This is a genomic window from Acinetobacter pittii ATCC 19004 = CIP 70.29 (assembly GCF_000369045.1).
In the GTDB taxonomy this organism is placed as follows: domain Bacteria; phylum Pseudomonadota; class Gammaproteobacteria; order Pseudomonadales; family Moraxellaceae; genus Acinetobacter; species Acinetobacter pittii.
Genome location: NZ_KB849785.1, coordinates 1 through 23705, shown reverse-complemented (window position 1 = coordinate 23705; position 23705 = coordinate 1). Strand labels below are relative to the sequence as shown.

Genomic DNA, 23705 nt, shown 5'->3' with positions numbered 1-23705 from the left:
TGATAAAGAATTAAGCCTGTTATCTTGATAAAGAATTGTCACAAAAATGAAATATAGTTTGTTTGTGAGTAAAGATTAAACAGCAGGTCTAGATATTTTTTAATGCGTGTTCTGGGCGTTAATATTAAAGTGTTAACGTGTTGGCACTTTATTCGAGAACGTTATTTTATGACTACTCAAGAAAAACAGATAAAATTAAGCTTGAGGCCCCTATCCCCAAGAGATCCTGATCAGCAGCATAGAGCAGCGACTCCACTCGAATTATTGTTCGATTTAATTTTTGTGGTCGCGATTGCAACAGCGGGTCAACAGTTACATCATGCAATTATTGAAAATCACCTCTGGCATGCATTACCAAGCTACCTGATGGTATTTTTTGCGCTGTGGTGGGCATGGATGAATTTTTCATGGTTTGCCTCGGCTTACGATAACGATGATGCATTGTACCGATGCCTTACCTTTGTACAGATTGTAGGTTCATTGGTGATGGCGGCAGGTATCCCTGATGTATTTCGTAGTCAGGATTTTGATGTAATCATTATCGGTTATGTGATCATGCGCATGGCCTTGGTGACTCAGTGGCTCAGAGCAGCAAAACATGATCCTGAAAGGCGTGTTACGGCTTATCGCTATGCAATAGGTATAGTCTTAGTACAAATTGGCTGGCTTGTGGCTAACTTTGCTCATGTACTTTCAATACCTCTATTTTTATTTCTGGTTGTCGTGGAGTTATTTGTTCCAATTTATGCAGAAAAATATTCTCCAACACCGTGGCATCCTCATCATATTGTAGAACGTTATGCCCTACTCACAATTATTGTGTTGGGTGAGTCGATTGTCGGCAGTTTTAATGCCATACGTGATGCTTTAGCCGCTCAATCAATGAATATCCCTGCCATTTTCTTAATGGTCGGTGGATTGATGTTGATGTTCGCAATGTGGTGGGCTTATTTTGACCGTAGCGAACAGCACCATCATGTTAAAGGTGTGCGCCCATTTGTTTGGGGATACGGTCATTATTTTGTTTTTGTCAGTATTGCTGCGGTAGGTGCTGCGCTTGCTGCTGCCGTGGATGTTACAACCCATCATGCGCATATTTCTGATTTATATATGGGAATAGTTGTTGCGGTGAGTGTGGTGCTTTATACCACCTGTATTTGGATACTTTATGAGTTCCAATGCTTATCTGGAATCACGAAATGGTTTTATCCAATCACAGCGCTCATTATTTTATGTATTCCGTTTATTTGTAATAACGTGGGATATAGCGTTTTTGCGATGGGCATTGTCTATAGTTTACGTTTAATGGTTTCTAATAAATTTATGGCCAATATAGAGCCAGAAAAGCTTTAAAAGTCACTGATAAAAAATGGGTTTCAATTTGAAACCCATTTTTTATTGAATCATCTAAAGCGAAATTTAAGCAGCTTTTGCTTTTAATGCGCTCATTAATTTTTGATGTAAGCCACCGAAGCCACCATTAGACATAATCACAACGGCATCGCCCTCACCTGCTTCATTGACAATACGCTCAATAATTTCATCAAGTGAACGGCTCACTTGAGCATGGTTAGAAGCAGCTTCAATCACAGGTTGTAAATCCCAATCTAAGCCTTCTGGCTGATACCAGATCACTTCGTCTGCTAAGCGTGCTGAATGTGCCAAGCCATCTTTGTGACTGCCCATACGCATCGTGTTTGAACGTGGTTCAATAATGGCCCATAAACGGCGTTCACCTAAGCGTTTGCGTGCGCCATCTAAAGTTGTGTCAATTGCTGTTGGATGGTGCGCGAAGTCGTCATAAACCTCAATGCCATTGACTGTGCCGAGTAACTCCATACGACGTTTCACACCGCCAAAGTTAGATAAAGCTTCACAAGCCGTTTCAAGCGTAACACCCACATGCTGAGCGGCTGCAATGGTTGCCAAAGCATTCGCCACACTATGTTGCCCTGTCATGCTCCATTTCACTTCGCCAACGACATTGCCATTTTCGAGTACTTTAAAATGGCTGCCATCAATTGAAATGAGTTCGGCAGAGAGAGCAGCTTTTTCATTCGCTTCTAGACTTGTACGAATTACTGGTGTCCAGCAACCCATTTCAAGCACTTCATCAATATGCGTTTCAGTAATTGGCGCAATAATACGGCCTTCACTTGGAATAGTACGCACAAGATGATGGAACTGCTTTTGAATCGCTGCTAGGTCATCAAAAATATCGGCATGGTCAAATTCAAGGTTATTTAAAATCGCCGTTTTTGGGTGATAATGAACAAACTTAGAACGTTTATCAAAGAAAGCAGAGTCATATTCATCGGCTTCAACACAGAAGTATTTACCACCGCCTAAACGAGCACTTTCACTAAAACCAAGTGGAACACCACCAATTAAAAAGCCCGGATTTAAACCAGCTTGATCAAGTACCCAAGCCAACATGGTCGTAGTTGTTGTTTTCCCGTGAGTACCTGCTACACCAAGTACATGTTTACCTTGTAAAACATGATCAGCAAGGAATTGTGGACCAGAAATATATGGTAGGCCTTCGTTCAGCATATATTCGACTGCATCAATACCACGTTTCATGGCATTGCCGACAATAACCAAGTCCGGATGAGGCTGTAAATGACTACGGTCATAGCCTTGCATGAGTGTAATGCCTGCATTTTCTAACTGGGTAGACATCGGTGGGTAAACGTTTAAATCGGAACCAGTTACCTTATGTCCTAAATCACGAGCCAAAAGTGCTAAAGAGCCCATAAAAGTGCCACAAATACCCAAGATATGCAGATGCATTGCTCGCCTTCTCCACTGCTTTTGTACACAACATTAAAATGAATTGCTGTGTGTGCATTATTGATAAATTTGCCAGCAACGATAGCAAGGCTAAACTCGAAAAGATAGTCAAAAATCGTTGTTGTTCTATGTGTTTGAGGCCCTGATAAAACTACAGCTTTATTTTTTAGATTTAAGCTGAATTACAGTTTTATCTTTTATAATGTTTTGTATCGTTAAAATACTTAAATCATCGTGATGATGAAGGATGTGCCTTTGAGCCCAACGGTTTTAGCTTTTACGCTATTAATTATTTCTAACTGCTTTATGACACTTGCATGGTATGGGCATCTTAAATTTTTGCACCATGCTCCACTTTGGCAAGCGATTCTATTCGGTTGGATTATTGCCTTACTTGAATACAGTTTTATGATCCCAGCCACTCGTATGTTAAGCGCGCAAGGCTGGTTACTCGGTGAAATGAAGATCACTCAGGAAGTGGTTACATTGGTCGTGTTTGTACCTTTTATGATTTTCTTGTTTAAGCAACCCTTTAAACTCGATTACTTATGGGCGATGTTATGCCTATTTGGTTGTGTTTATTTCGTATTTAGAAGCCAATAATCCATGATAGCTTGTATTGAATAATTGATTCTATACAAGCTATTAATTTTTCAAATACCTGCTTATCTTTCAGATATCTAATTAATTAATATTAATAAAAATTGAGAATGTGTCACTGTTAAAGCATGACATTTTTTGATGATATTAAAAATATTCGCAGAGCTAGTCAGTTAAATTTTCGTGAGATGAAAAATCAGTCTATAATAATGGGCTTCCGAACCATTTAAAACTTGGCTCTCGTCGAGATTTATCTTCTTTTACTTTTGTCTCTGGAACATTAGCAATGAATGCGGCCGCAGCACAAGACGCTCAACCTCTCGTTGGAATTATTATGGGTTCTCAATCTGATTGGGCAACTCTCGAAAACACAGCCAATATGCTTAAACAGCTTGGTGTCCCATTTGAAGCGGAAGTAGTATCTGCTCATCGTACTCCAGATCGTTTATTTGAATATGCAGAAACTGCACGTGATCGCGGTATTCAAGTGATTATTGCTGGTGCAGGCGGTGCAGCGCATTTACCTGGAATGTGTGCCGCAAAAACTGATTTACCTGTTTTAGGTGTGCCAGTTAAATCATCAATTTTAAATGGCGTAGACTCTTTGCTTTCAATTGTACAAATGCCAGCAGGTATTGCGGTTGGTACTTTAGCAATTGGTCCAGCTGGTGCAACGAATGCGGCAATTATGGCTGCACAAATCTTAGGTTTAACTCGTCCTGAAATCGCAAAAAATGTTGCTGATTTCCGTGCTGCGCAAACTGATAAAGTTGCAAGCAAAAATATTCCGGGTCAGGTGTAAGAGGCTGAGATGGATAAAACTATCGGTATTTTTGGTGGTGGGCAACTGGGCCGTATGATGGCTCAAGCAGCGTTACCATTAAATATTCAATGTACTTTTTTTGAAGCAAATACAGATTGTCCTGCAGGTGTTTTAGGCCAGGTCTTTTCTAGCCAAGATGAGCAAGGTTTAAAGCAGTTTATTGAAAGTGCTGATGTTTTCAGTCTTGAATTTGAAAATACGCCAGTTGAAGATGTGGATGTTTTAACACAAACCAAAACATTGCATCCTCCCCGTGTTGCTTTAGCAACTGCGCAAAATCGTTTGTCAGAAAAAGCATTGTTTGATGAGCTTACAATTCCTGTTGCTCCGTATCGTGCTGTAGATAGCTTAGAAAGCTTGAAAAAGGCTGTGGCTGAGCTTGGTTTACCGATCGTGCTTAAGACTGCAACTGGCGGATATGATGGCAAAGGTCAGTTTGTACTTCGTTCAGAAGACCAGATTGATACTGCTTGGGCTGAACTTGGTCCTGCAAAAAGTCTAGTTGCCGAAAGCTTTGTTAAATTCTCTCGCGAAGTTTCAATCATTGCGGTGCGTGGCCAAAATGGTGAAGTAAAAACTTGGCCATTGGCTGAAAACCATCATCATAATGGTATTTTATCGCATTCAATTGTTCCTGCACCGAATAGTGAAGCTTTGCAACCCGTTGCTCAAGACTACATTACTCGTTTGTTGAATCACCTTAACTATGTTGGTGTGTTGACTCTCGAGCTATTTGTAACAGAACAAGGTTTGTGTGCAAATGAGATGGCACCGCGTGTGCATAACTCAGGCCACTGGTCAATTGAAGGCGCAGTTTGTTCTCAGTTTGAAAACCATATTCGAGCTGTTGCAGGATTACCACTAGGCTCAACAGAAGTTGTTCGCCCAACGGTTATGATCAATATTATTGGTCAACATCCTAAAACTGAGGATGTACTTGCCTTAAATGGTGCTCATCTGCATCTTTATAACAAGTCAGAACGTGCTGGCCGCAAATTAGGTCATATCACTTTAATGCCTGTGGATAGTAATGAATTGACGAATTTATGCCGTCAATTGGCGGAAATTTTGCCAGAACCACTCGCTTTAACAGCAGATATGACCCTCTAAAAGTATTTTTAATTCTCTAAAAAGCGATCTTCGGATCGCTTTTTTTATCTTTTAAATTTAAAAAATAATAGAACATGCATATTTTAGGGTTGTGGATAACTTTAATTGGAACTTTTGAATTTAAAAAAGCTACTGTAATTTGAATTTAAAACCACAAAAGGCAGCCTTGGTTGTTTTTGAATTTAAAATTAGTTATCCACAAAAGTGTTTTTAAATTTAAATGAGAGAGTTAGGTGTACCTTTTTAAATTCAAAAATAGAAGTCTATTAGTATGAGGTTTTGAATTTAAAAATTTTAGCTGATCTTTAAATTTAAAAAATACGGTTTTGTGGTGATTGGCTACAGCCTGTAATAAATAATAAGGAGATATAGAATAGGATTAAGAAATAGAAGTGCTTTTTGCTCTGTTGTGGATAAAGTTATCCACAATAAAGAGAGGTTTGTAGTTTAAATTTAAAGAGGTACTTTTGAATTTAAACTTGGGTATTGGTTTTGAATTCAAAAGTAATGATTTGGATCTAGAGAATTTTAAATTCAAAAATAAAGTAGAAAATTTGAATTTAAAACATGGGAAATGAATTTAAAGTAGAGATTATGAATTCAAATTTACGTTTTCTCTCTGAAATTTTGGACTCATAATGGTATGGTACTTACAAATTTAAATTTAAAAATCGAACTAGGATAATATGCGACGTTTTTCTTGTATTGTTGGCTCTGTATTTTTAGCGATGTCTGAGGCTCAAGCAGAGCTCGTAATTAATGGTTCTACAATATCTAGCAGTGCTATTGTTCCAGTAGTGACGAGCGAAGATTATACGCCTAATAATAATTTCCAAAGCTGTTTGGCAAATTTACGTTCTCAAGCAATTGCTGCTGGAGTATCTGGTACAACTTATGATCGTTATACCCAAAACTTGACCCCAGATTATTCAGTTATTGATAAATTAAACTATCAACCAGAATTTTCGACACCAATTTGGGATTATCTTTCTGGTCTAGTTGATGAAGAGCGCGTTGAGCTTGGTAAACAAAAACTGGCGCAACATCGAGATGTTTTAAACCGTGCTTCTCAAACCTACGGTGTGCCGCCGGAAACAATTGTAGCAGTGTGGGGTGTTGAAAGTAATTTTGGTGATATTTCTGGAAAATATCCTTTATTACAAGCACTCGGGACTTTAAGTTGTGAAGGACGTCGACAAAGTTATTTCCGCACTGAGTTTTTTGCCACTATGCGTATTTTACAACGTGGTGATTTAACCGAAGACCAACTGAAAGGTTCATGGGCTGGGGCATTTGGTCATACTCAATTTATGCCATCTACTTATGAACGATTAGCTGTTGATTTTGATGGAGATGGTCGTCGAGATTTAGTGTCGAGTACAGCTGATGCACTTGCTTCAACTGCTAATTTCTTAAATAAAGCAGGTTGGCAAACAGGAATGCCGTGGGGTTTTGAAGTCAAAGTTCCCCAAGGTATGTCAATTGATGGAGAAGGGCGACGTTCAAAGAAAGCTTTAAGTAGCTGGAGTGCACGAGGGGTAACCCGAATTGATGGTTCTCCACTTGTTCAAGGGGCTTTATCTGGCAATACTTCAGCGGGTTTAATGGCACCTGCAGGTGTAAATGGTCCAGTATTTTTAGTATTTAAGAATTTTGATGCTATCTATAGTTATAACGCTGCGGAAAGCTATGGACTTGCGATTGCACATTTATCTGATCGTTTAAAAGGTGCTGGCCCATTTGTTGCGTCTTGGCCAACTGATGATCCGGGAACTTCACGTGCAGAACGTCGTGAAATCCAACAGTTTTTGATTAATCGTGGCTATGATATTGGTGCAGTTGACGGTCTTATTGGAGATAAAACCCGCGTAGCTATTCGTCAGGAGCAGACTCGTTTAAGTTTAAATCCAACAGGACGGGCAGGGCAGCAAATTTTACGTGCATTCCGTCAAGAACAAGCTCAGAAAATGATGCAATAAACTAGAAATAATAAAAAAGGTCTGCTCATGCAGACCTTTTTATAGGTACTTATATAAGATGATTACTCTAATTTAACTGCTTCCAAAATATCAAAAATAACTGACGTAACATCTTGGCTTAAATCACGATCATTAAAGATTTCATACGCAGTGATCGTGACATCAGTATCACTTGGTAATTGCTTTTGCTCTTCTTCAATTAAATGTTCAATCGGTAACAGAGTCTGTTTTACTTCAAGATGGAGAATATCTTTATATTCGATATTTTCATCCTCAAGCTCGATTTCATGCTCATTGAAAAAGGGGATTAAAATAGAATGGAGGTATGGTTTAATTTCAATAATATCAAACAGTTCAATATCTCGTGTCTGTTCAATTGTGCTGATATGATCATTTACTTCAATCAGGATATGATAATAACTCATCTTGATCTCCATTCTATTTTCGTTAGCTCTTATGACCACAATAACATGACTTTGATATCAATTTCGATGTATCTACATAGAAATAGATACATCATTTTATATCAAGCTTTTAATTATTGAGGTAAAGCACTCAATAGATCGCGGTCAGCATCCGTAAGTCCAGTGATTTTTTTGTCACCATCTTTACGTACTGAGTACATCAATGCATTTGGTTGATCACTATGTTTTAAACCAAGTGCATGTCCTAACTCATGAGCAATTGTTAAGCGTAAATCATCAATAGACTTAAACTCATAAATCACAATTTGTTTGCCGTTGTAGATACCTTTTTTAAAGACATCCGCTTGAGCATTTTGCTTAAATTGGTTCAATGAATTATTAAACTCATTGTTAATCTGATTAAAATGAGTCACTTTGACATTTAAATCTTTAGCTTGCTCATTATATGCAGCAATTTCTTTCTTTAAAGCAACAGTTTGTTTTTGCAAATCTTTCTGAGTTTTAGCCAAAGATTTAGCGCTGTATTCAGGTGCTAATTTGCCTTGGTTAAGTTGCATCATTAGTTGGTCAAGATTTTTCAATTTTCCATTCAAAATCTGCTTCTTATTTTCAAGGTCGGCTTGAGTTTGACCAAGGGTTTGCTTCAATTGCTTAATTTGTTGCTGTTCATCAATTACACGTTGCTGTTCTTGTTGGAACTGAGCTGCAATTTTTTGACGCTGTTCAGAACGGCTTTGACTATTATCGTAAACTAAACGAATTTCTAACTTTGCATTTGGATCATAAGTAAAATAATCCTGTCCAGTACCTTGCTTCCAAATGTCCGCAGCTTGTTGACTAATTTGAATTAATTGGTCTTGGCTTAAACCAAAACGTGGATCAATATCAGCAATTTTGTAAGTCAAATGTTGACCTGCTTTTTGCTGAATTTGAGTATGAGTTGGAGTGGCAAGATTAGCATTAGCCTGAAAATTAGAAAAAGCAAAGGCTACGCCTAATAACAAAGATGTTAAACGCATAATCGAAGGGGGGAGATTTTAAAAAAAACGTATTATAAGAATATAAAATGAAAAATCAATCAAAAAACGTACAAAATAGGAAAATAAATGAGACTTTAGTCTCATTATTTTTTACCAAATGCCAAATTATTTTTTAGGAAAAATTTAATATATTGGGTTTTATTTAGTTTTTTTTAATCAGTTAACTTTAACGATTTTTCCTTAATTTGGTCTATAAATTGAACCTAATAAATCTAAATCTGAATCTGTCAATTTAAAGTTATGAATATCTTGCTCTTTTAAATAGGGATACATTAAAGATTTAGGATCAGTCGTATGTTTTAGCCCTAAAGCATGCCCAAGTTCATGAGCAAGGGTCAAGCGTAAGTCATTTAAAGAAGCATAACCGTAAATCTGAATTTGGTTTTGACTGAATAAACCTTTATGGAAGGGTTGAATACTCGTTTTCTGCTTTAGTTTGAATTGTGTTTTTAAAGCGCTTAAATCACTTTGCTCTCGATTTAGCTCTTTAATTTTTAAGTTAAGTGATTGAATTTTAAAATTTAGACTATTGGATTCATTTTGTAACTCTTCCGATTTTTGCTCTAGTTGTTTTTGCCATTCTTTTAAATTATTGGCATTAGAGTATTGATGTTCTCCTTGATTAAAGCGCGTTACATCTTGTTGATATTGTTCAAACTCAACTTTTAGACTGACCTTTTTCTTGTTTAAATCACTTGATAGTTGAGTAACTTGCTGTTTGTTTAGAACAATTTCTTCATTTTTAATGCGCCAAGCTTCCTGCTTTTGCAAAAGTGCATCCAAATTGTTTTGTTGTTCATCCTTAAGCATTTGATGATCATCATAGATTAAGTTAATTGACAATTGAGCCTGTGAATCATAAATAAAATAGGTCTTTCCAGTTTCTTTTTGCCAGATTTCAGCAGCTTGCCGACTTACCTCAACTAGTTGTTCTTTAGTAAGTTGAAACCGCGGATCAATAAAAGCAATTCGGTATTTTAAAGGCTGATGAGATGAATGAATTGGCAGATTGCTTTGAGCAAAAAGTGTTGTTTGTAAGCCCATGCATAAGCATAAGCTCAATCCCCACCATAGAAATTTTTTCATGGCAAAATAAAAAATATAAATAAATCTTATTGTTAGCTACTTAATTTAATTCGTCAAAACGATAAAAATCTCAATAGATTAGGTGAGGTTTGTGATATTGGTCGAAAAATTAAAAAAGATGTTCTCAGACTTGGCAATAATTAAATAATTAATGTAGTAAATAACAGTGATTTTTTAGCAAAAAAATATTATTTAAAATTAAATATTTAGTTTTTATCATTGATCTTTCTGACAGAAGCATTTGAATAATATCATTAAAAAACTTATTGTTACTTTTTGTAAACAATAAAAAACCGCGCTTTCGCGCGGTCTTTTTTAAAGCGACAAATTATTTTTTGTCATCTTTTACTTCTGTGAATTCAGCATCTACAACGCCATCATCTGCTTTTTGTTGACCCGCATCGCCACCTTGGAATGCATTTGGATCAAAGCCTTCAGCGCCACCAGCTTGTTGTGCTTGTTCATAAGCACGTTGAGTGATAGGCATCAAGATGTTTTGTAAAGCTTCAGTTTTCGCTTTGATATCTTCAACATCGTTTTCTTTAGTTGCTGCTTCAAGTTCAGAAACTGCAGTGCTCACAGCAGTTTTTTCATCTTCAGTAACTTTATCACCAAGATCTTTAACTGCTTTATTCGAGCTTGAAATTAATGCATCAGCTTCGTTACGAGCTTTTGCAAGTTCTTCAAACTTACGATCTTCTTCAGCATTCGCTTCCGCATCTTTAATCATTGCTTCGATTTCAGCATCAGACAAACCTGAGTTCGCTTTAATCTGGATCGATTGCTCTTTACCAGTGCTCTTATCTTTAGCAGATACTTTCAAGATACCATCAGCGTTGATGTCGAAAGATACTTCAATTTGTGGTACACCACGTGGAGCAGGTGGGATGTCGCCTAATTGGAAGTTACCCAACAATTTGTTTTGTTGAGCCATCTTACGTTCACCTTGGTAAACAGAAATGTCTACAGCAGGCTGGTTGTCAGCAGCAGTAGAGAACACTTGTGATTTCTTCGCAGGAATCGTCGTGTTTTTCTCAATGATTGGTGTTAATACACCACCCATTGTCTCAATACCTAAAGTTAATGGTGTTACGTCTAATAAAAGAACGTCAGTTTTGTCACCAGACAATACAGCACCTTGAATCGCAGCACCGATTGCAACTGCTTCATCAGGGTTCACGTCTTTACGTGGCTCTTTACCAAAGAATTCTTGTACTTTTTGTTGTACAAGTGGCATACGAGACTGACCACCAACCAAGATCACGTCAGAGATGTCTGAAGTCGAAAGACCAGCATCTTTAAGTGCGATTTTACAAGGCTCAATAGTGCGAGCAACTAAATCAGCAACTAAACCTTCAAGTTTCGCACGTGTTACATTGATCACTAAGTGTTTAGGACCAGTTGCATCAGCAGTGATGTATGGAAGGTTGATTTCAGTTGCATTTGATGAAGAAAGCTCGATTTTTGCTTTTTCAGCAGCTTCTTTCAAACGTTGTAACGCAAGTGGATCATTTTTCAAGTTCACACTTTGTTCTTTCTTAAATTCTTCAACTAAGAATTCAATTAAGGCGTTATCAAAGTCTTCACCACCAAGGAAAGTATCACCGTTTGTTGATAACACTTCGATTTGTTGGTCGCCATCAAGGTCTGCGATTTCAATGATTGATACGTCAAAAGTACCACCACCTAAGTCGTAAACTGCAACTTTACGGTCGCCTTCTTTTTTGTCCATACCGAACGCAAGTGCAGCAGCAGTTGGTTCGTTAATGATACGTTTAACGTCTAAACCAGCGATTTTACCCGCATCTTTAGTTGCTTGACGTTGAGCATCGTTAAAGTAAGCAGGAACAGTAATAACTGCTTCAGTAACTGTTTCACCTAAATAGTCTTCTGCAGTTTTCTTCATCTTTTTCAAGATTTCAGCAGAAACCTGTTGAGGCGCTAATTTTTTATCGTTTACTTCAACCCAAGCATCGCCATTGTCTGCTTTGATGATTTTATAAGGTACAAGACCGATATCTTTTTGTACCGCTTGATCTTCATAACGACGACCGATTAAACGCTTGATAGCGAATAATGTATTTTTCGGGTTAGTTACTGCCTGACGCTTAGCACTTTGACCTACTAAGATCTCGCCATCTTTATAAGCAATGATCGATGGAGTTGTACGTGCGCCTTCAGCGTTTTCGATTACTTTTACTTTATCGCCTTCAAGTACAGCAACGCATGAGTTGGTAGTACCTAAGTCAATACCAATAATTTTTGCCATGTGACGTTTTCCTCAAAAATTCTTTTGCAATGTTTTTGCTTGTTATCCGATATGAGAGTGAATCTATTTTTTTCAAGCGTTTTAGCGAAAAAAAATCTAAAAACTCTCAAAAAATTATTTATTGACCAACCATAACCATAGCAGGGCGCAATAAGCGACCATTTAACGTATAGCCCTTTTGTAAAACGCTACCGATTTCATTCGCTTTAGCATTTGGGTCAATACCTACAGCTTGATGTAAATCCGCATTGAAGCCATTTTTCGTATCAGCTTCTACAACACCAAATTTTTCAAGTGTGGTTAACAGCGACTTCAAGGTCAGTTTAATACCTTCAAGTACTGGTGTTTCTTCATCACCAGCCGCTTGAATTGCACGTTCTAAATTATCAACAGAATCTAGTAACTCTTTTGCAAATTTTTCAAGCACAGTCTCTTTATGCTTGTCAGACTCACGTTGAATACGCTCTACACTTTTTTGTGCTTCGTAAACTGCATTCGCAGTACGTGCTTTTTCAAGTTTTAGGCTTTCTTCTAATTTGGTGATTTGCGCTTGTAAAGATTCAACGGTAACGTCGTTTGCTTGCTCTACACCTTCAGCCTGAGTTTGCTCATTAGATTGCTCTGCTTGCTCGTGTTGAATGTCTTGAGCTTGCTCATTTTGCTCATTAGCCATTGATGATCTCCGTTTAAATGGGTTTTTAAACATGTACAGTCCTTTTGGCATCAGCATTTACTGGGTAAAACCTGAACTGCCATGCATATGCTGTAATTCATTAATAGGGATGAAGTATGGGCATTGCCTAAAAATTCAAGCGTACACGGCAATTTAAAACTTTTAATTTTGCGGTTTTAAGTAAAAATTTAAATTTTCGATCATAAAAGCAATAAATTCCTGAGTTATTTTGGGCAAATGTTGTCTTGAAGCATATACCACCGACAAACTTAATTCGGGAGCCGAAAAGTTTTTAAATAAAGGCACCAATCGTTTTTCTTTTAAATCTTTATTAACTAATAAGGTCGGTAACATTGCCACACCTTGAGCATGTACACACATGTCATAAACAGCATTTACATCATTACTTTTAAAGGTAACGTTTAAAGGATAATTCTGCGGTTGCTGTTCATTATCAAAAAGTGTCCAAAATTGATGTTGGCTATGGTGAGCTAAACATTCATGTTGAATAAGTTGCCTTGGATGGGAGAGGGGGCTGTGTTGCTTTAAATAATCAGGATGAGCGCAGAAAATGGACTCGATTTGACAAACAGGTCGTGCAATTAATCCATCTGCAACTTTTTGCGTTATACGTAAGGCTAAATCGACCTGTGCATCAATTAAGTCCATTGTATTTTCAGTCAGATATACATCAAATTGAATATGCGGATGTTGCTGTTTAAATTGGCGAATACATTCTCCAACCCCTAATTGAAATAAAAATAAACCACAGGTCAAGCGAATCGTACCGTTATGTTGTTCGGGTGCGGCTAACTCTTGTAAAAGTTGCTGTTGTTGTAAAATATTCTCGCAGTAGAGTAGGGCTTTTTCACCTGCTGGAGTGAGAGATATTTTTCGGGTATTTCTTTGAAATAGCCGAGTTGAGAAGGTGTGCTCTAGGTGCTCAAGATAGCGAGAAACCATGGCACGGGAATAATTTAGATGTTCGGCGGCTTTGGTTAAATTGCCATGTTGAGCAATAGAAACAAAGACGTGTATGGCTTTTAATGTGTCCATATACTTTATCATTGTTACAATATATGCAACAGTTTATCTTAATTTAGTGCATTTACCTTACAAGAATTGCAATTTAAAGTATTTCTCATGAATTTGGAGAATACATAATGAAATTTTTTAAATTAACTGCTTCAGTCCTAGCAACTGCTACCGCTTTAACAGTAACTTCCTCAGCTTTTGCGCAAGATTTGAAAATCCAAAGTTTCTTGGCTAAACCCGAACATTTTGGTGTGACTTCTACTTTAATTGAAGGCGATAAAGAAGTTCTGTTGGTAAATGCGCAATTCTCAAAATCTGAAGCATTACGTATTGCTGCGGATATTTTGGATAGTGGTAAAACATTAAAGACAATTTTCGTAAGTTATGGCGATCCGGACTATTACTTTGGCTTAGATGTATTTAAACAATACTTCCCAAATGTACAAATCATTGCAACACCAGAAACTGTTAAACATATCCAAGATACTCAAGCGCTTAAAGTGAAATATTGGGGTCCACAAATGGGTGCAAATGCGCCTAGTCAAATTATTGTGCCTAAAGCTTATACTGCTAAAACTTTAAAGTTAGAAAATGAGTCGATCGAAATTAAAGGTAAGAAAGAACTCACTTATTTATGGATTCCTTCTTCTAAAGCAGTAGTAGGTGGTATTCCTGTCTCTTCAGGTATTCATTTATGGATGGCAGATACCCCAAAAGTTAAAGATCGCAATGAAGTGATTCAAGCTTTAGAAAGTATTAAATCACTCCAACCTCAAACAGTTGTTCCAGCTCATATGGTTGAGGGAGCTCCACAAGGTTTGGATGCGGTTAACTTCTCTATCGACTATCTCAAGAGCTATGAGAAAGCGGTCAAAGTAAGTAAAAATGCGAGTGAGCTAAGTCAGCTCATGCAGAAACAATATCCAACATTGAAGAGTGTGGATAGCCTAGAGCTGGGCGCAAAAGTTGTAAAAGGCGAGATGCAATGGCCATAATTTAAGATGAAGCGCTAAAAAAATTCAAAAAAGCCGTGGTCTATACCCGGCTTTTTTCGATGAGATAAGGCATTTTTAAGTAAAAAGTCTCTGTAACATTCTACGCATCTTATATAGCGTTTCTATAAAGAGAAAATTTTTGAGTAGAGTAAAAGGCTAAGATAAAAATTAGAAATTGATAAAATTAAACAAAAGCTTAAGTTGTAGCTTCTATATAAAAGGTAGAGGTGAGGCTAAGGAAGAGATTTTAATAAAAAATTGCACAATTTGTACTTCTATTACCACAAAAGACAACCAATGATACGCACGCCAGAAAAAAAAATTGTGAATTATAGGCAGCGCGAAGATGAACTTTGCATTTAAATGTTTGTCGTAATGAAAGGAAAGCGATTATGAAAAAATTAGGTCTTATCTCTGTAGTACTTGCTGGTGTTGCTTTTACAGCTGTTGGTTGTGCATCTGAAGCTGGCTTAAACGCATCAGGTTCTGCTCAAACTAGCGCTAGCCCATCTGGCGTACAAGCTGGTGTAGGTGTAGACGCTGGTGTTTCTGGTCAAGCACAACCAGGTCAAGTTGATGCTGGTGCTTCTGGTTCTGTTTCAGGTTCTGCGACAGCTCAGTAATTCTTAGCGATAAGAACAGTTAAAAAATTATAGAGTCATATATTTAAGATGCCGATTTATGTATGAAGTGAGCTGCTACTCATTACTCTATAATTAAGAGAATTTAAAATTCTCAAAAAAGCCCCAAAAGACTTATCTCTTTGGGGCTTTTTATATAGTAATGAGATTAGTCATCATGACGATAATTTCGGTGTTCATGATCACTTTTCTTCTCCCATTCACGGTGTCTTTTTTCCCACTCACGACGATTTTTGTCCTGTTCACGAGCATCTTTACGTTGTTGTTCGTATATTCTCTTACGCTCTTCCCAGCGTTTTCGTTCCCAGTCACTATAGCGACGTCCATCATTGCGGTCATAGCGATCATCATCATGATCATGGTAACCATAACTACCGCGGTAATAAGGATCATCTGTATAAGCAACACAACCTACAGTTAAAAGACTGGTTGCTAATAAAGTAACAACTAGTTTTGCTGACATAGCACAATCTCCTTTTGTCTGTTAACAATAATTGGCAAAAAAGTCCTGTTTTAAACGACAGATTTGTTAATGACATTTGCTATAAATCAGATTAGCGTAGATTGGGTTTTACCTTTGTATCTTGATTACATGAGTTGTATGCGAATATAGTCAAACAACAAAGAATTCTGTAGAAAATATGAAGGATAAGAGGAATTCATGGAGATAGGCATGACAGCATTTAATCAAAAAATTCAAACATTGCTAGATAAGGGCCAAGGGCCTGCTGCTCGAGCTCTTGATAAGTTACCTCGATTAGCTCAAGAATCACTTGCCAAAATCCTTGGATATGCCTACCAATACCCAGAGCTCGACTCGTTTACTAAATGTATGATGGCCGTACAAATTAAACAGGGACGTATTGGTTTCATTGGTTCAGATCCTATTGAATCTAGACGGCAGTTTGATACACAAATGTTGGCTATACGCCAGAAATCAACTGAAATTGATTCAGTAGAAGACATTCGTTTGCCGCTTCAAAGTGGAACTATTTTCGCAAGACACTATCATCCTTCACCGAATAAAAAATTACCTCTGATTGTTTTCTATCACGGGGGAGGGTTCGTTGTAGGTGGTTTAGATACTCATGATGAGGTTTGTCGTATATTGGCAAAATATGCAAAAGTACAAGTACTCAGTATTGATTATCCACTTGCACCTGAGGTCTCACCTCAACATTTAATCCAATCATGTGAAGATGCATTAGCTTGGGTATATCAAAATCGCAGACAACTAAAAATATTAAAAAATCGTATTGCTGTAGCAGGGGATAGTGCAGGCGGCAATATCAGTACGGTTGTGGCTCAACGATCAGTAAACAAACCTTATGCTCCACAAGCACAGCTTCTCATTTACCCTACAGTTGATTTTAAAAGCCGACATCCTTCTTTCTATGCCTATAATGAAGGATTGGTTTTAACAGATAATGATATCAATTATGTTACCCAATATTATGCAACTCAGCATAATGTAGAATTAGACGATCCGATTATTTCTCCAACCTATGGTAATTTGAAAAAGAACCCGCCAGCTTTCGTGATTACGGCTGGTCATGACGTATTGCATGATGAAGCGAAAATTTATAGCTATAAGCTAAGACAAAATGGCGTCAAAATGCATTATGAAGAATATCCAGATCAAACCCATGGTTTTATAAATTTGACACCTATTTCTAAAAAGGCAAAAAGATATACTATCGAGATCAGTAAGAACTTCAGAAAGTTCTGGGATAAAAATAGTTAAACAAAAGCTTAGTCCATGTTTCACGTGGAACGTGGACTAATACTCAAATCTAAAATATAAAGTACTAAATAAAAGATAATAAATACTCACTAGAATTCTTTTATATAGATGATTAAATTTATCCTTCATCATTAAGTTTTGCATTTTATTGTAGGAAGATATGAAAAAATTATTAATGTTATGTTGTTTGGGTATAAGCAGCCATTCAGTCTGGGCTGACACTTTAGTTGAAATGCAAACAAATTTAGGCAACATTGAAATACAACTTTATGATGATAAAGCACCAAAGAGTGTGAAGAATTTTAAAGACTATATAAAGTCAGGCTTTTATAAGGATACGATATTTCACCGTGTAATTCCTGGTTTTATGGTGCAGGGCGGTGGACTTACTGCAAATATGCAGGAAAAGACTACGCGAGCACCTATCAAAAATGAAGCTGGAAATGGAATTGCTAACACACGAGGAACGCTGGCAATGGCTCGTACTGCAAATCCTGACTCAGCTACTAGTCAGTTTTTTATTAACGTTGCAGATAATAATTTTTTAAATCGTTCTGCTGGTAATCCGGGTTACGCAGTTTTTGGAAAAGTAATTAAAGGAATGGATGTGGTTGACCGTATTGTTCAGGTCCCTACATCTAACTATGGTATGCATCAAAACGTACCAAAACAGTCTATAAAGATAGTAGATATAAAGTTTAAAACTCTTCAAAAATAAATTAACTATATAAATCATATATTTGCTTATTTTTGAGGTTTTTTCTGGCTGAAAAAGAACCGGTCGAACGTGTATATTTATAAAAGTGCTTGCGTACCAGTTTTTTTTCCCTATAATGCACTCATCCCGACGCGATACACGAGAATATCTTAGCTTACAGGGTTAAGATGAAAGCTTATATTGCGTTGAATTCTGTCTCTGACGAAGAGCAGAAAAATCATTAAGAGAATTGAAGAACAACTTGTGTGGATTTTTACTGATTGATTAATCGAAATAATTTTCATTGATTGATTGGTTTAAATTACTCGAAGTTTATTTGAGCGAAATTTAAGTCAGTAATTGATGAGCCAGAATTGGCACCTTGTCTTTAATAAGGTGCAAAATGATTTTAACTGAAGAGTTTGATCATGGCTCAGATTGAACGCTGGCGGCAGGCTTAACACATGCAAGTCGAGCGGAGAGAGGTAGCTTGCTACTGATCTTAGCGGCGGACGGGTGAGTAATGCTTAGGAATCTGCCTATTAGTGGGGGACAACATTTCGAAAGGAATGCTAATACCGCATACGTCCTACGGGAGAAAGCAGGGGATCTTCGGACCTTGCGCTAATAGATGAGCCTAAGTCGGATTAGCTAGTTGGTGGGGTAAAGGCCTACCAAGGCGACGATCTGTAGCGGGTCTGAGAGGATGATCCGCCACACTGGGACTGAGACACGGCCCAGACTCCTACGGGAGGCAGCAGTGGGGAATATTGGACAATGGGCGCAAGCCTGATCCAGCCATGCCGCGTGTGTGAAGAAGGCCTTATGGTTGTAAAGCACTTTAAGCGAGGAGGAGGCTACTTTAGTTAATACCTAGAGATAGTGGACGTTACTCGCAGAATAAGCACCGGCTAACTCTGTGCCAGCAGCCGCGGTAATACAGAGGGTGCAAGCGTTAATCGGATTTACTGGGCGTAAAGCGCGCGTAGGCGGCTAATTAAGTCAAATGTGAAATCCCCGAGCTTAACTTGGGAATTGCATTCGATACTGGTTAGCTAGAGTGTGGGAGAGGATGGTAGAATTCCAGGTGTAGCGGTGAAATGCGTAGAGATCTGGAGGAATACCGATGGCGAAGGCAGCCATCTGGCCTAACACTGACGCTGAGGTGCGAAAGCATGGGGAGCAAACAGGATTAGATACCCTGGTAGTCCATGCCGTAAACGATGTCTACTAGCCGTTGGGGCCTTTGAGGCTTTAGTGGCGCAGCTAACGCGATAAGTAGACCGCCTGGGGAGTACGGTCGCAAGACTAAAACTCAAATGAATTGACGGGGGCCCGCACAAGCGGTGGAGCATGTGGTTTAATTCGATGCAACGCGAAGAACCTTACCTGGCCTTGACATAGTAAGAACTTTCCAGAGATGGATTGGTGCCTTCGGGAACTTACATACAGGTGCTGCATGGCTGTCGTCAGCTCGTGTCGTGAGATGTTGGGTTAAGTCCCGCAACGAGCGCAACCCTTTTCCTTATTTGCCAGCGAGTAATGTCGGGAACTTTAAGGATACTGCCAGTGACAAACTGGAGGAAGGCGGGGACGACGTCAAGTCATCATGGCCCTTACGGCCAGGGCTACACACGTGCTACAATGGTCGGTACAAAGGGTTGCTACCTAGCGATAGGATGCTAATCTCAAAAAGCCGATCGTAGTCCGGATTGGAGTCTGCAACTCGACTCCATGAAGTCGGAATCGCTAGTAATCGCGGATCAGAATGCCGCGGTGAATACGTTCCCGGGCCTTGTACACACCGCCCGTCACACCATGGGAGTTTGTTGCACCAGAAGTAGCTAGCCTAACTGCAAAGAGGGCGGTTACCACGGTGTGGCCGATGACTGGGGTGAAGTCGTAACAAGGTAGCCGTAGGGGAACCTGCGGCTGGATCACCTCCTTAACGAAAGATTGACGATTGGTAAGAATCCACAACAAGTTGTTCTTCATAGATGTATCTGAGGGTCTGTAGCTCAGTTGGTTAGAGCACACGCTTGATAAGCGTGGGGTCACAAGTTCAAGTCTTGTCAGACCCACCATGACTTTGACTGGTTGAAGTTATAGATAAAAGATACATGACTGATGATGTAAGCTGGGGACTTAGCTTAGTTGGTAGAGCGCCTGCTTTGCACGCAGGAGGTCAGGAGTTCGACTCTCCTAGTCTCCACCAGAACTTAAGAGAAGTTCGGATTACAGAAATTAGTAAATAGAGATTTAGATCTTGGTTTATTAACTTCTGTGATTTAAGTATCACGGTATTAAGCATGACCTGACGAAGGCGTGTTTATTCATTAACAGATTGGCAAAATTGAGTCTGAAATAAATTGTTCACTCAAGAGTTTGGATTAAGCAATTAATCTAGATGAATTGAGAACTAGCAAATTAACTGAATCAAGCGTTTTGGTATATGAATTTAGATTGAAGCTGTACAGTGTTTAAGTACACAGACAACAGATAGTAGCGATGAAGAATCGCACGGACAACACTCACTTGTAGGTGTTGACGACTGTTTGGGGTTGTATAGTCAAGTAATTAAGTGCATGTGGTGGATGCCTTGGCAGTCAGAGGCGATGAAAGACGTGATAGCCTGCGAAAAGCTCCGGGGAGGCGGCAAATATCCTTTGATCCGGAGATTTCTGAATGGGGGAACCCACCTACTTTAAGGTAGGTATTGCAACATGAATACATAGTGTTGCAAGGCGAACGAGGGGAAGTGAAACATCTCAGTACCCTTAGGAAAAGAAATCAATTGAGATTCCCTCAGTAGCGGCGAGCGAACGGGGATCAGCCCATTAAGTTATGTGTGTTTTAGTGGAACGCTCTGGGAAGTGCGAACGTAGAGGGGGATATTCCCGTACACGAAAGGGCACACATAATGATGACGAGTAGGGCGAGGCACGTGAAACCTTGTCTGAATATGGGGGGACCATCCTCCAAGGCTAAATACTCCTGACTGACCGATAGTGAACCAGTACCGTGAGGGAAAGGCGAAAAGAACCCCTGTGAGGGGAGTGAAATAGATCCTGAAACCGCATGCATACAAGCAGTGGGAGCACCTTCGTGGTGTGACTGCGTACCTTTTGTATAATGGGTCAGCGACTTATATTCAGTAGCGAGGTTAACCGTATAGGGGAGCCGTAGAGAAATCGAGTCTTAATAGGGCGTTTAGTTGCTGGGTATAGACCCGAAACCAGGCGATCTATCCATGAGCAGGTTGAAGGTTGGGTAACACTAACTGGAGGACCGAACCCACTGTCGTTGAAAAGCCAGGGGATGACTTGTGGATAGGGGGGAAAGGCTAATCAAGCCTGGTGATAGCTGGTTCTCCCCGAAAGCTATTTAGGTAGCGCCTCGGACGAATACCATAGGGGGTAGAGCACTGTTTCGGCTAGGGGGTCATCCCGACTTACCAAACCGATGCAAACTCCGAATACCTATGAGTACTATCCGGGAGACAGACTGCGGGTGCTAACGTCCGTAGTCAAGAGGAAAACAATCCAGACCGCCAGCTAAGGCCCCAAAATCATAGTTAAGTGGGAAACGATGTGGGAAGGCATAGACAGCTAGGAGGTTGGCTTAGAAGCAGCCACCCTTTAAAGAAAGCGTAATAGCTCACTAGTCGAGTCGGCCTGCGCGGAAGATGTAACGGGGCTAAAACTATGTGCCGAAGCTGCGGATTTGACATTAGTCAAGTGGTAGGGGAGCGTTCTGTAAGCCGATGAAGGTGTATTGAGAAGTATGCTGGAGGTATCAGAAGTGCGAATGCTGACGTGAGTAACGACAAAACGGGTGAAAAACCCGTTCGCCGAAAGACCAAGGGTTCCAGTCCAACGTTAATCGGGGCTGGGTGAGTCGACCCCTAAGGCGAGGCCGAAAGGCGTAGTCGATGGGAAATTGGTTAATATTCCAATACTTCTGTGTAATGCGATGAGAGGACGGAGAAGGTTAAGTCAGCCTGGCGTTGGTTGTCCAGGTGGAAGGATGTAGGTATGTATCTTAGGCAAATCCGGGGTACTCTATACTGAGATCCGATAGCAAGCTGTACTTGTACAGTGAAGTGGCTGATACCATGCTTCCAGGAAAAGTCTCTAAGCTTCAGTTACACAGGAATCGTACCCGAAACCGACACAGGTGGTCAGGTCGAGTAGACCAAGGCGCTTGAGAGAACTCTGCTGAAGGAACTAGGCAAAATGGTACCGTAACTTCGGGAGAAGGTACGCTGTTGTTGGTGATGGAACTTGCTTCCTGAGCTGACGACAGCCGCAGAAACCAGGCCGCTGCAACTGTTTATTAAAAACATAGCACTCTGCAAACACGAAAGTGGACGTATAGGGTGTGATGCCTGCCCGGTGCTGGAAGGTTAATTGATGGGGTTAGCGTAAGCGAAGCTCTTGATCGAAGCCCCAGTAAACGGCGGCCGTAACTATAACGGTCCTAAGGTAGCGAAATTCCTTGTCGGGTAAGTTCCGACCTGCACGAATGGCATAATGATGGCGGCGCTGTCTCCAGCAGAGGCTCAGTGAAATCGAAATCGCTGTGAAGATGCAGTGTACCCGCGGCTAGACGGAAAGACCCCGTGAACCTTTACTGCAGCTTGACACTGAACTTTGACCTTACTTGTGTAGGATAGGTGGGAGGCTTTGAAGTTGGAACGCTAGTTCCAATGGAGCCGTCCTTGAAATACCACCCTGGTAATGTTGAGGTTCTAACTCTGTCCCGTTATCCGGGACGAGGACCGTGTCTGGTGGGTAGTTTGACTGGGGCGGTCTCCTCCTAAAGAGTAACGGAGGAGTACGAAGGTGCGCTCAGCGTGGTCGGAAATCACGCGTAGAGTATAAAGGCAAAAGCGCGCTTAACTGCGAGACCCACAAGTCGAGCAGGTACGAAAGTAGGTCTTAGTGATCCGGTGGTTCTGTATGGAAGGGCCATCGCTCAACGGATAAAAGGTACTCTGGGGATAACAGGCTGATACCGCCCAAGAGTTCATATCGACGGCGGTGTTTGGCACCTCGATGTCGGCTCATCTCATCCTGGGGCTGAAGCAGGTCCCAAGGGTATGGCTGTTCGCCATTTAAAGAGGTACGCGAGCTGGGTTTAGAACGTCGTGAGACAGTTCGGTCCCTATCTACCGTGGGCGCTGGAAATTTGAGAGGATCTGCTCCTAGTACGAGAGGACCAGAGTGGACGAACCTCTGGTGTACCGGTTGTGACGCCAGTCGCATCGCCGGGTAGCTATGTTCGGAAGGGATAACCGCTGAAAGCATCTAAGCGGGAAGCCTACCTCAAGATAAGATTTCCCTAGGAATTTATTCCTCTAAAGAGCCGTTCGAGACTAGGACGTTGATAGGTTGGATGTGGAAGCATAGTGATATGTGAAGCTGACCAATACTAATTGCTCGTGAGGCTTGACTATACAACACCCAAGCAGTTGTATATAAAGCATCAATCGATTCATAAACATGCAAAGCAACTTGATTTAGTTAAACAACTAGCTAAAATGAACAACGAAAAATCAGACCAATCAGCCCATCTGTAAAGATTTGGAAAACGCAACGTATCACACAGTGAATAAAACGAAGCAAGTATCCATAAACAGTTGTGCTGGCGACCATAGCAAGAGTGAACCACCTGATCCCTTCCCGAACTCAGAAGTGAAACCTCTTAGCGCTGATGGTAGTGTGGGGTTACCCATGTGAGAGTAAGTCATCGCCAGCTCATTATTCTAAACACCCCCATTCTAATGAATGGGG

16 protein-coding genes, 2 tRNA genes, 3 rRNA genes and 1 pseudogene are annotated in these 23705 nt (G+C 39.9%); 14 read left to right on the top strand and 8 right to left on the bottom strand.

All coding sequences use genetic code 11. The features are described 5' to 3' along the window. Nucleotides 1-102: 102 nt before the first annotated feature. Nucleotides 103-1353, top strand: a complete 1251-nt coding sequence (locus tag F928_RS04160) for a low temperature requirement protein A (protein WP_005063918.1) — start codon at nucleotides 103-105, stop codon at nucleotides 1351-1353. 66 nt (nucleotides 1354-1419) lie between these two features. Here the strand turns inward: F928_RS04160 and mpl are convergent, their stop codons facing one another. Continuing rightward, the gene (mpl, locus tag F928_RS04155; protein WP_002115499.1) at nucleotides 1420-2793 is read right to left on the bottom strand and encodes a UDP-N-acetylmuramate:L-alanyl-gamma-D-glutamyl-meso-diaminopimelate ligase; all 1374 of its coding nucleotides are present in this window, start codon (nucleotides 2791-2793) and stop codon (nucleotides 1420-1422) included. A 240-nt stretch (nucleotides 2794-3033) separates the two neighbouring features. Between mpl and F928_RS04150 the strand changes: the two genes are divergently transcribed. The 4 genes from F928_RS04150 (at nucleotide 3034) to F928_RS04135 (ending at nucleotide 7305) form a co-directional block, all read left to right on the top strand. Next, nucleotides 3034-3396 carry a DMT family protein gene (locus F928_RS04150; RefSeq protein WP_075384089.1) on the top strand — a complete coding sequence of 121 codons (363 nt, stop codon included), beginning with the start codon at nucleotides 3034-3036 and terminating at the stop codon, nucleotides 3394-3396. Between the two features lie 283 nt (nucleotides 3397-3679). Then, nucleotides 3680-4195: a 5-(carboxyamino)imidazole ribonucleotide mutase gene (gene purE / locus F928_RS04145; RefSeq protein WP_002115451.1), complete on the top strand. Its 516-nt coding sequence runs from the start codon at nucleotides 3680-3682 to the stop codon at nucleotides 4193-4195. Between the two features lie 9 nt (nucleotides 4196-4204). Further along, the gene (purK, locus tag F928_RS04140) at nucleotides 4205-5326 is read left to right on the top strand and encodes a 5-(carboxyamino)imidazole ribonucleotide synthase (RefSeq protein WP_002115409.1); all 1122 of its coding nucleotides are present in this window, start codon (nucleotides 4205-4207) and stop codon (nucleotides 5324-5326) included. 686 nt (nucleotides 5327-6012) lie between these two features. Further along, complete coding sequence (locus F928_RS04135) at nucleotides 6013-7305, top strand: lytic murein transglycosylase (protein ID WP_005063915.1); 1293 nt, start codon at nucleotides 6013-6015, stop codon at nucleotides 7303-7305. 62 nt (nucleotides 7306-7367) lie between these two features. On the opposite strand, the gene F928_RS04130 is transcribed toward F928_RS04135, so the two are convergent. From F928_RS04130 to F928_RS04105, 6 genes and pseudogenes are all read right to left on the bottom strand, one after another. Continuing rightward, nucleotides 7368-7742 (bottom strand): hypothetical protein, encoded by a 375-nt coding sequence (locus tag F928_RS04130; RefSeq protein WP_014207668.1) that lies wholly within the window; start codon nucleotides 7740-7742, stop codon nucleotides 7368-7370. A 101-nt stretch (nucleotides 7743-7843) separates the two neighbouring features. Further along, nucleotides 7844-8854: pseudogene (locus F928_RS04125) on the bottom strand (M57 family metalloprotease). A 96-nt stretch (nucleotides 8855-8950) separates the two neighbouring features. Next, nucleotides 8951-9856 (bottom strand): matrixin family metalloprotease, encoded by a 906-nt coding sequence (locus F928_RS04120; RefSeq protein WP_005072548.1) that lies wholly within the window; start codon nucleotides 9854-9856, stop codon nucleotides 8951-8953. A 328-nt stretch (nucleotides 9857-10184) separates the two neighbouring features. Beyond that, nucleotides 10185-12125, bottom strand: a complete 1941-nt coding sequence (dnaK, locus tag F928_RS04115; RefSeq protein WP_002115449.1) for a molecular chaperone DnaK — start codon at nucleotides 12123-12125, stop codon at nucleotides 10185-10187. Between the two features lie 118 nt (nucleotides 12126-12243). Continuing rightward, the gene (gene grpE / locus F928_RS04110) at nucleotides 12244-12798 is read right to left on the bottom strand and encodes a nucleotide exchange factor GrpE (protein ID WP_002115470.1); all 555 of its coding nucleotides are present in this window, start codon (nucleotides 12796-12798) and stop codon (nucleotides 12244-12246) included. A 162-nt stretch (nucleotides 12799-12960) separates the two neighbouring features. Then, nucleotides 12961-13854, bottom strand: a complete 894-nt coding sequence (locus tag F928_RS04105; protein WP_002115418.1) for a LysR family transcriptional regulator — start codon at nucleotides 13852-13854, stop codon at nucleotides 12961-12963. A 107-nt stretch (nucleotides 13855-13961) separates the two neighbouring features. On the opposite strand from F928_RS04105, the gene F928_RS04100 reads away from it, so the two are divergent. Then, nucleotides 13962-14828 carry an MBL fold metallo-hydrolase gene (locus F928_RS04100; RefSeq protein ID WP_002115431.1) on the top strand — a complete coding sequence of 289 codons (867 nt, stop codon included), beginning with the start codon at nucleotides 13962-13964 and terminating at the stop codon, nucleotides 14826-14828. A gap of 392 nt (nucleotides 14829-15220) precedes the next feature. Then, complete coding sequence (locus F928_RS04095; protein WP_000733015.1) at nucleotides 15221-15451, top strand: hypothetical protein; 231 nt, start codon at nucleotides 15221-15223, stop codon at nucleotides 15449-15451. Between the two features lie 166 nt (nucleotides 15452-15617). Here the strand turns inward: F928_RS04095 and F928_RS04090 are convergent, their stop codons facing one another. Continuing rightward, nucleotides 15618-15932 carry a hypothetical protein gene (locus F928_RS04090; RefSeq protein WP_002115473.1) on the bottom strand — a complete coding sequence of 105 codons (315 nt, stop codon included), beginning with the start codon at nucleotides 15930-15932 and terminating at the stop codon, nucleotides 15618-15620. A 210-nt stretch (nucleotides 15933-16142) separates the two neighbouring features. On the opposite strand from F928_RS04090, the gene estA reads away from it, so the two are divergent. The 7 genes from estA to rrf all read left to right on the top strand — a co-directional run bounded on the left by estA (nucleotide 16143) and on the right by rrf (nucleotide 23670). Next, nucleotides 16143-17213, top strand: a complete 1071-nt coding sequence (estA, locus tag F928_RS04085; RefSeq protein ID WP_002115445.1) for an alpha/beta hydrolase — start codon at nucleotides 16143-16145, stop codon at nucleotides 17211-17213. A gap of 160 nt (nucleotides 17214-17373) precedes the next feature. Then, nucleotides 17374-17931 carry a peptidylprolyl isomerase gene (locus F928_RS04080; protein WP_002115463.1) on the top strand — a complete coding sequence of 186 codons (558 nt, stop codon included), beginning with the start codon at nucleotides 17374-17376 and terminating at the stop codon, nucleotides 17929-17931. Nucleotides 17932-18320: 389 nt separating this feature from the next. Then, nucleotides 18321-19858, top strand: a 16S ribosomal RNA gene (locus tag F928_RS04075). A 59-nt stretch (nucleotides 19859-19917) separates the two neighbouring features. Beyond that, nucleotides 19918-19994, top strand: a tRNA-Ile gene (locus F928_RS04070). Nucleotides 19995-20049: 55 nt separating this feature from the next. Continuing rightward, nucleotides 20050-20125, top strand: a tRNA-Ala gene (locus F928_RS04065). A 352-nt stretch (nucleotides 20126-20477) separates the two neighbouring features. Further along, nucleotides 20478-23368 (top strand): 23S ribosomal RNA (locus F928_RS04060). Between the two features lie 187 nt (nucleotides 23369-23555). Continuing rightward, nucleotides 23556-23670 (top strand): 5S ribosomal RNA (rrf, locus tag F928_RS04055). Together the 16S, 23S and 5S rRNA genes with 2 tRNA genes alongside form the textbook arrangement of a ribosomal RNA operon. The last annotated feature ends 35 nt before the right edge of the window (nucleotides 23671-23705 follow it).

Coding starts and splice junctions, on each gene's coding strand:
- F928_RS04100 (WP_002115431.1), top strand. CDS start 13,962: ATGAAATTTTTTAAATTAACTGCTTCAGTCCTAGCAACTGCTACCGCT.
- F928_RS04105 (WP_002115418.1), bottom strand. CDS start 13,854: ATGGACACATTAAAAGCCATACACGTCTTTGTTTCTATTGCTCAACAT.
- F928_RS04160 (WP_005063918.1), top strand. CDS start 103: ATGCGTGTTCTGGGCGTTAATATTAAAGTGTTAACGTGTTGGCACTTT.
- grpE (WP_002115470.1), bottom strand. CDS start 12,798: ATGGCTAATGAGCAAAATGAGCAAGCTCAAGACATTCAACACGAGCAA.
- F928_RS04095 (WP_000733015.1), top strand. CDS start 15,221: ATGAAAAAATTAGGTCTTATCTCTGTAGTACTTGCTGGTGTTGCTTTT.
- F928_RS04120 (WP_005072548.1), bottom strand. CDS start 9,856: ATGAAAAAATTTCTATGGTGGGGATTGAGCTTATGCTTATGCATGGGC.
- F928_RS04080 (WP_002115463.1), top strand. CDS start 17,374: ATGAAAAAATTATTAATGTTATGTTGTTTGGGTATAAGCAGCCATTCA.
- dnaK (WP_002115449.1), bottom strand. CDS start 12,125: ATGGCAAAAATTATTGGTATTGACTTAGGTACTACCAACTCATGCGTT.
- purK (WP_002115409.1), top strand. CDS start 4,205: ATGGATAAAACTATCGGTATTTTTGGTGGTGGGCAACTGGGCCGTATG.
- mpl (WP_002115499.1), bottom strand. CDS start 2,793: ATGCATCTGCATATCTTGGGTATTTGTGGCACTTTTATGGGCTCTTTA.
- F928_RS04150 (WP_075384089.1), top strand. CDS start 3,034: ATGAAGGATGTGCCTTTGAGCCCAACGGTTTTAGCTTTTACGCTATTA.
- estA (WP_002115445.1), top strand. CDS start 16,143: ATGACAGCATTTAATCAAAAAATTCAAACATTGCTAGATAAGGGCCAA.
- F928_RS04135 (WP_005063915.1), top strand. CDS start 6,013: ATGCGACGTTTTTCTTGTATTGTTGGCTCTGTATTTTTAGCGATGTCT.
- purE (WP_002115451.1), top strand. CDS start 3,680: ATGAATGCGGCCGCAGCACAAGACGCTCAACCTCTCGTTGGAATTATT.
- F928_RS04090 (WP_002115473.1), bottom strand. CDS start 15,932: ATGTCAGCAAAACTAGTTGTTACTTTATTAGCAACCAGTCTTTTAACT.
- F928_RS04130 (WP_014207668.1), bottom strand. CDS start 7,742: ATGGAGATCAAGATGAGTTATTATCATATCCTGATTGAAGTAAATGAT.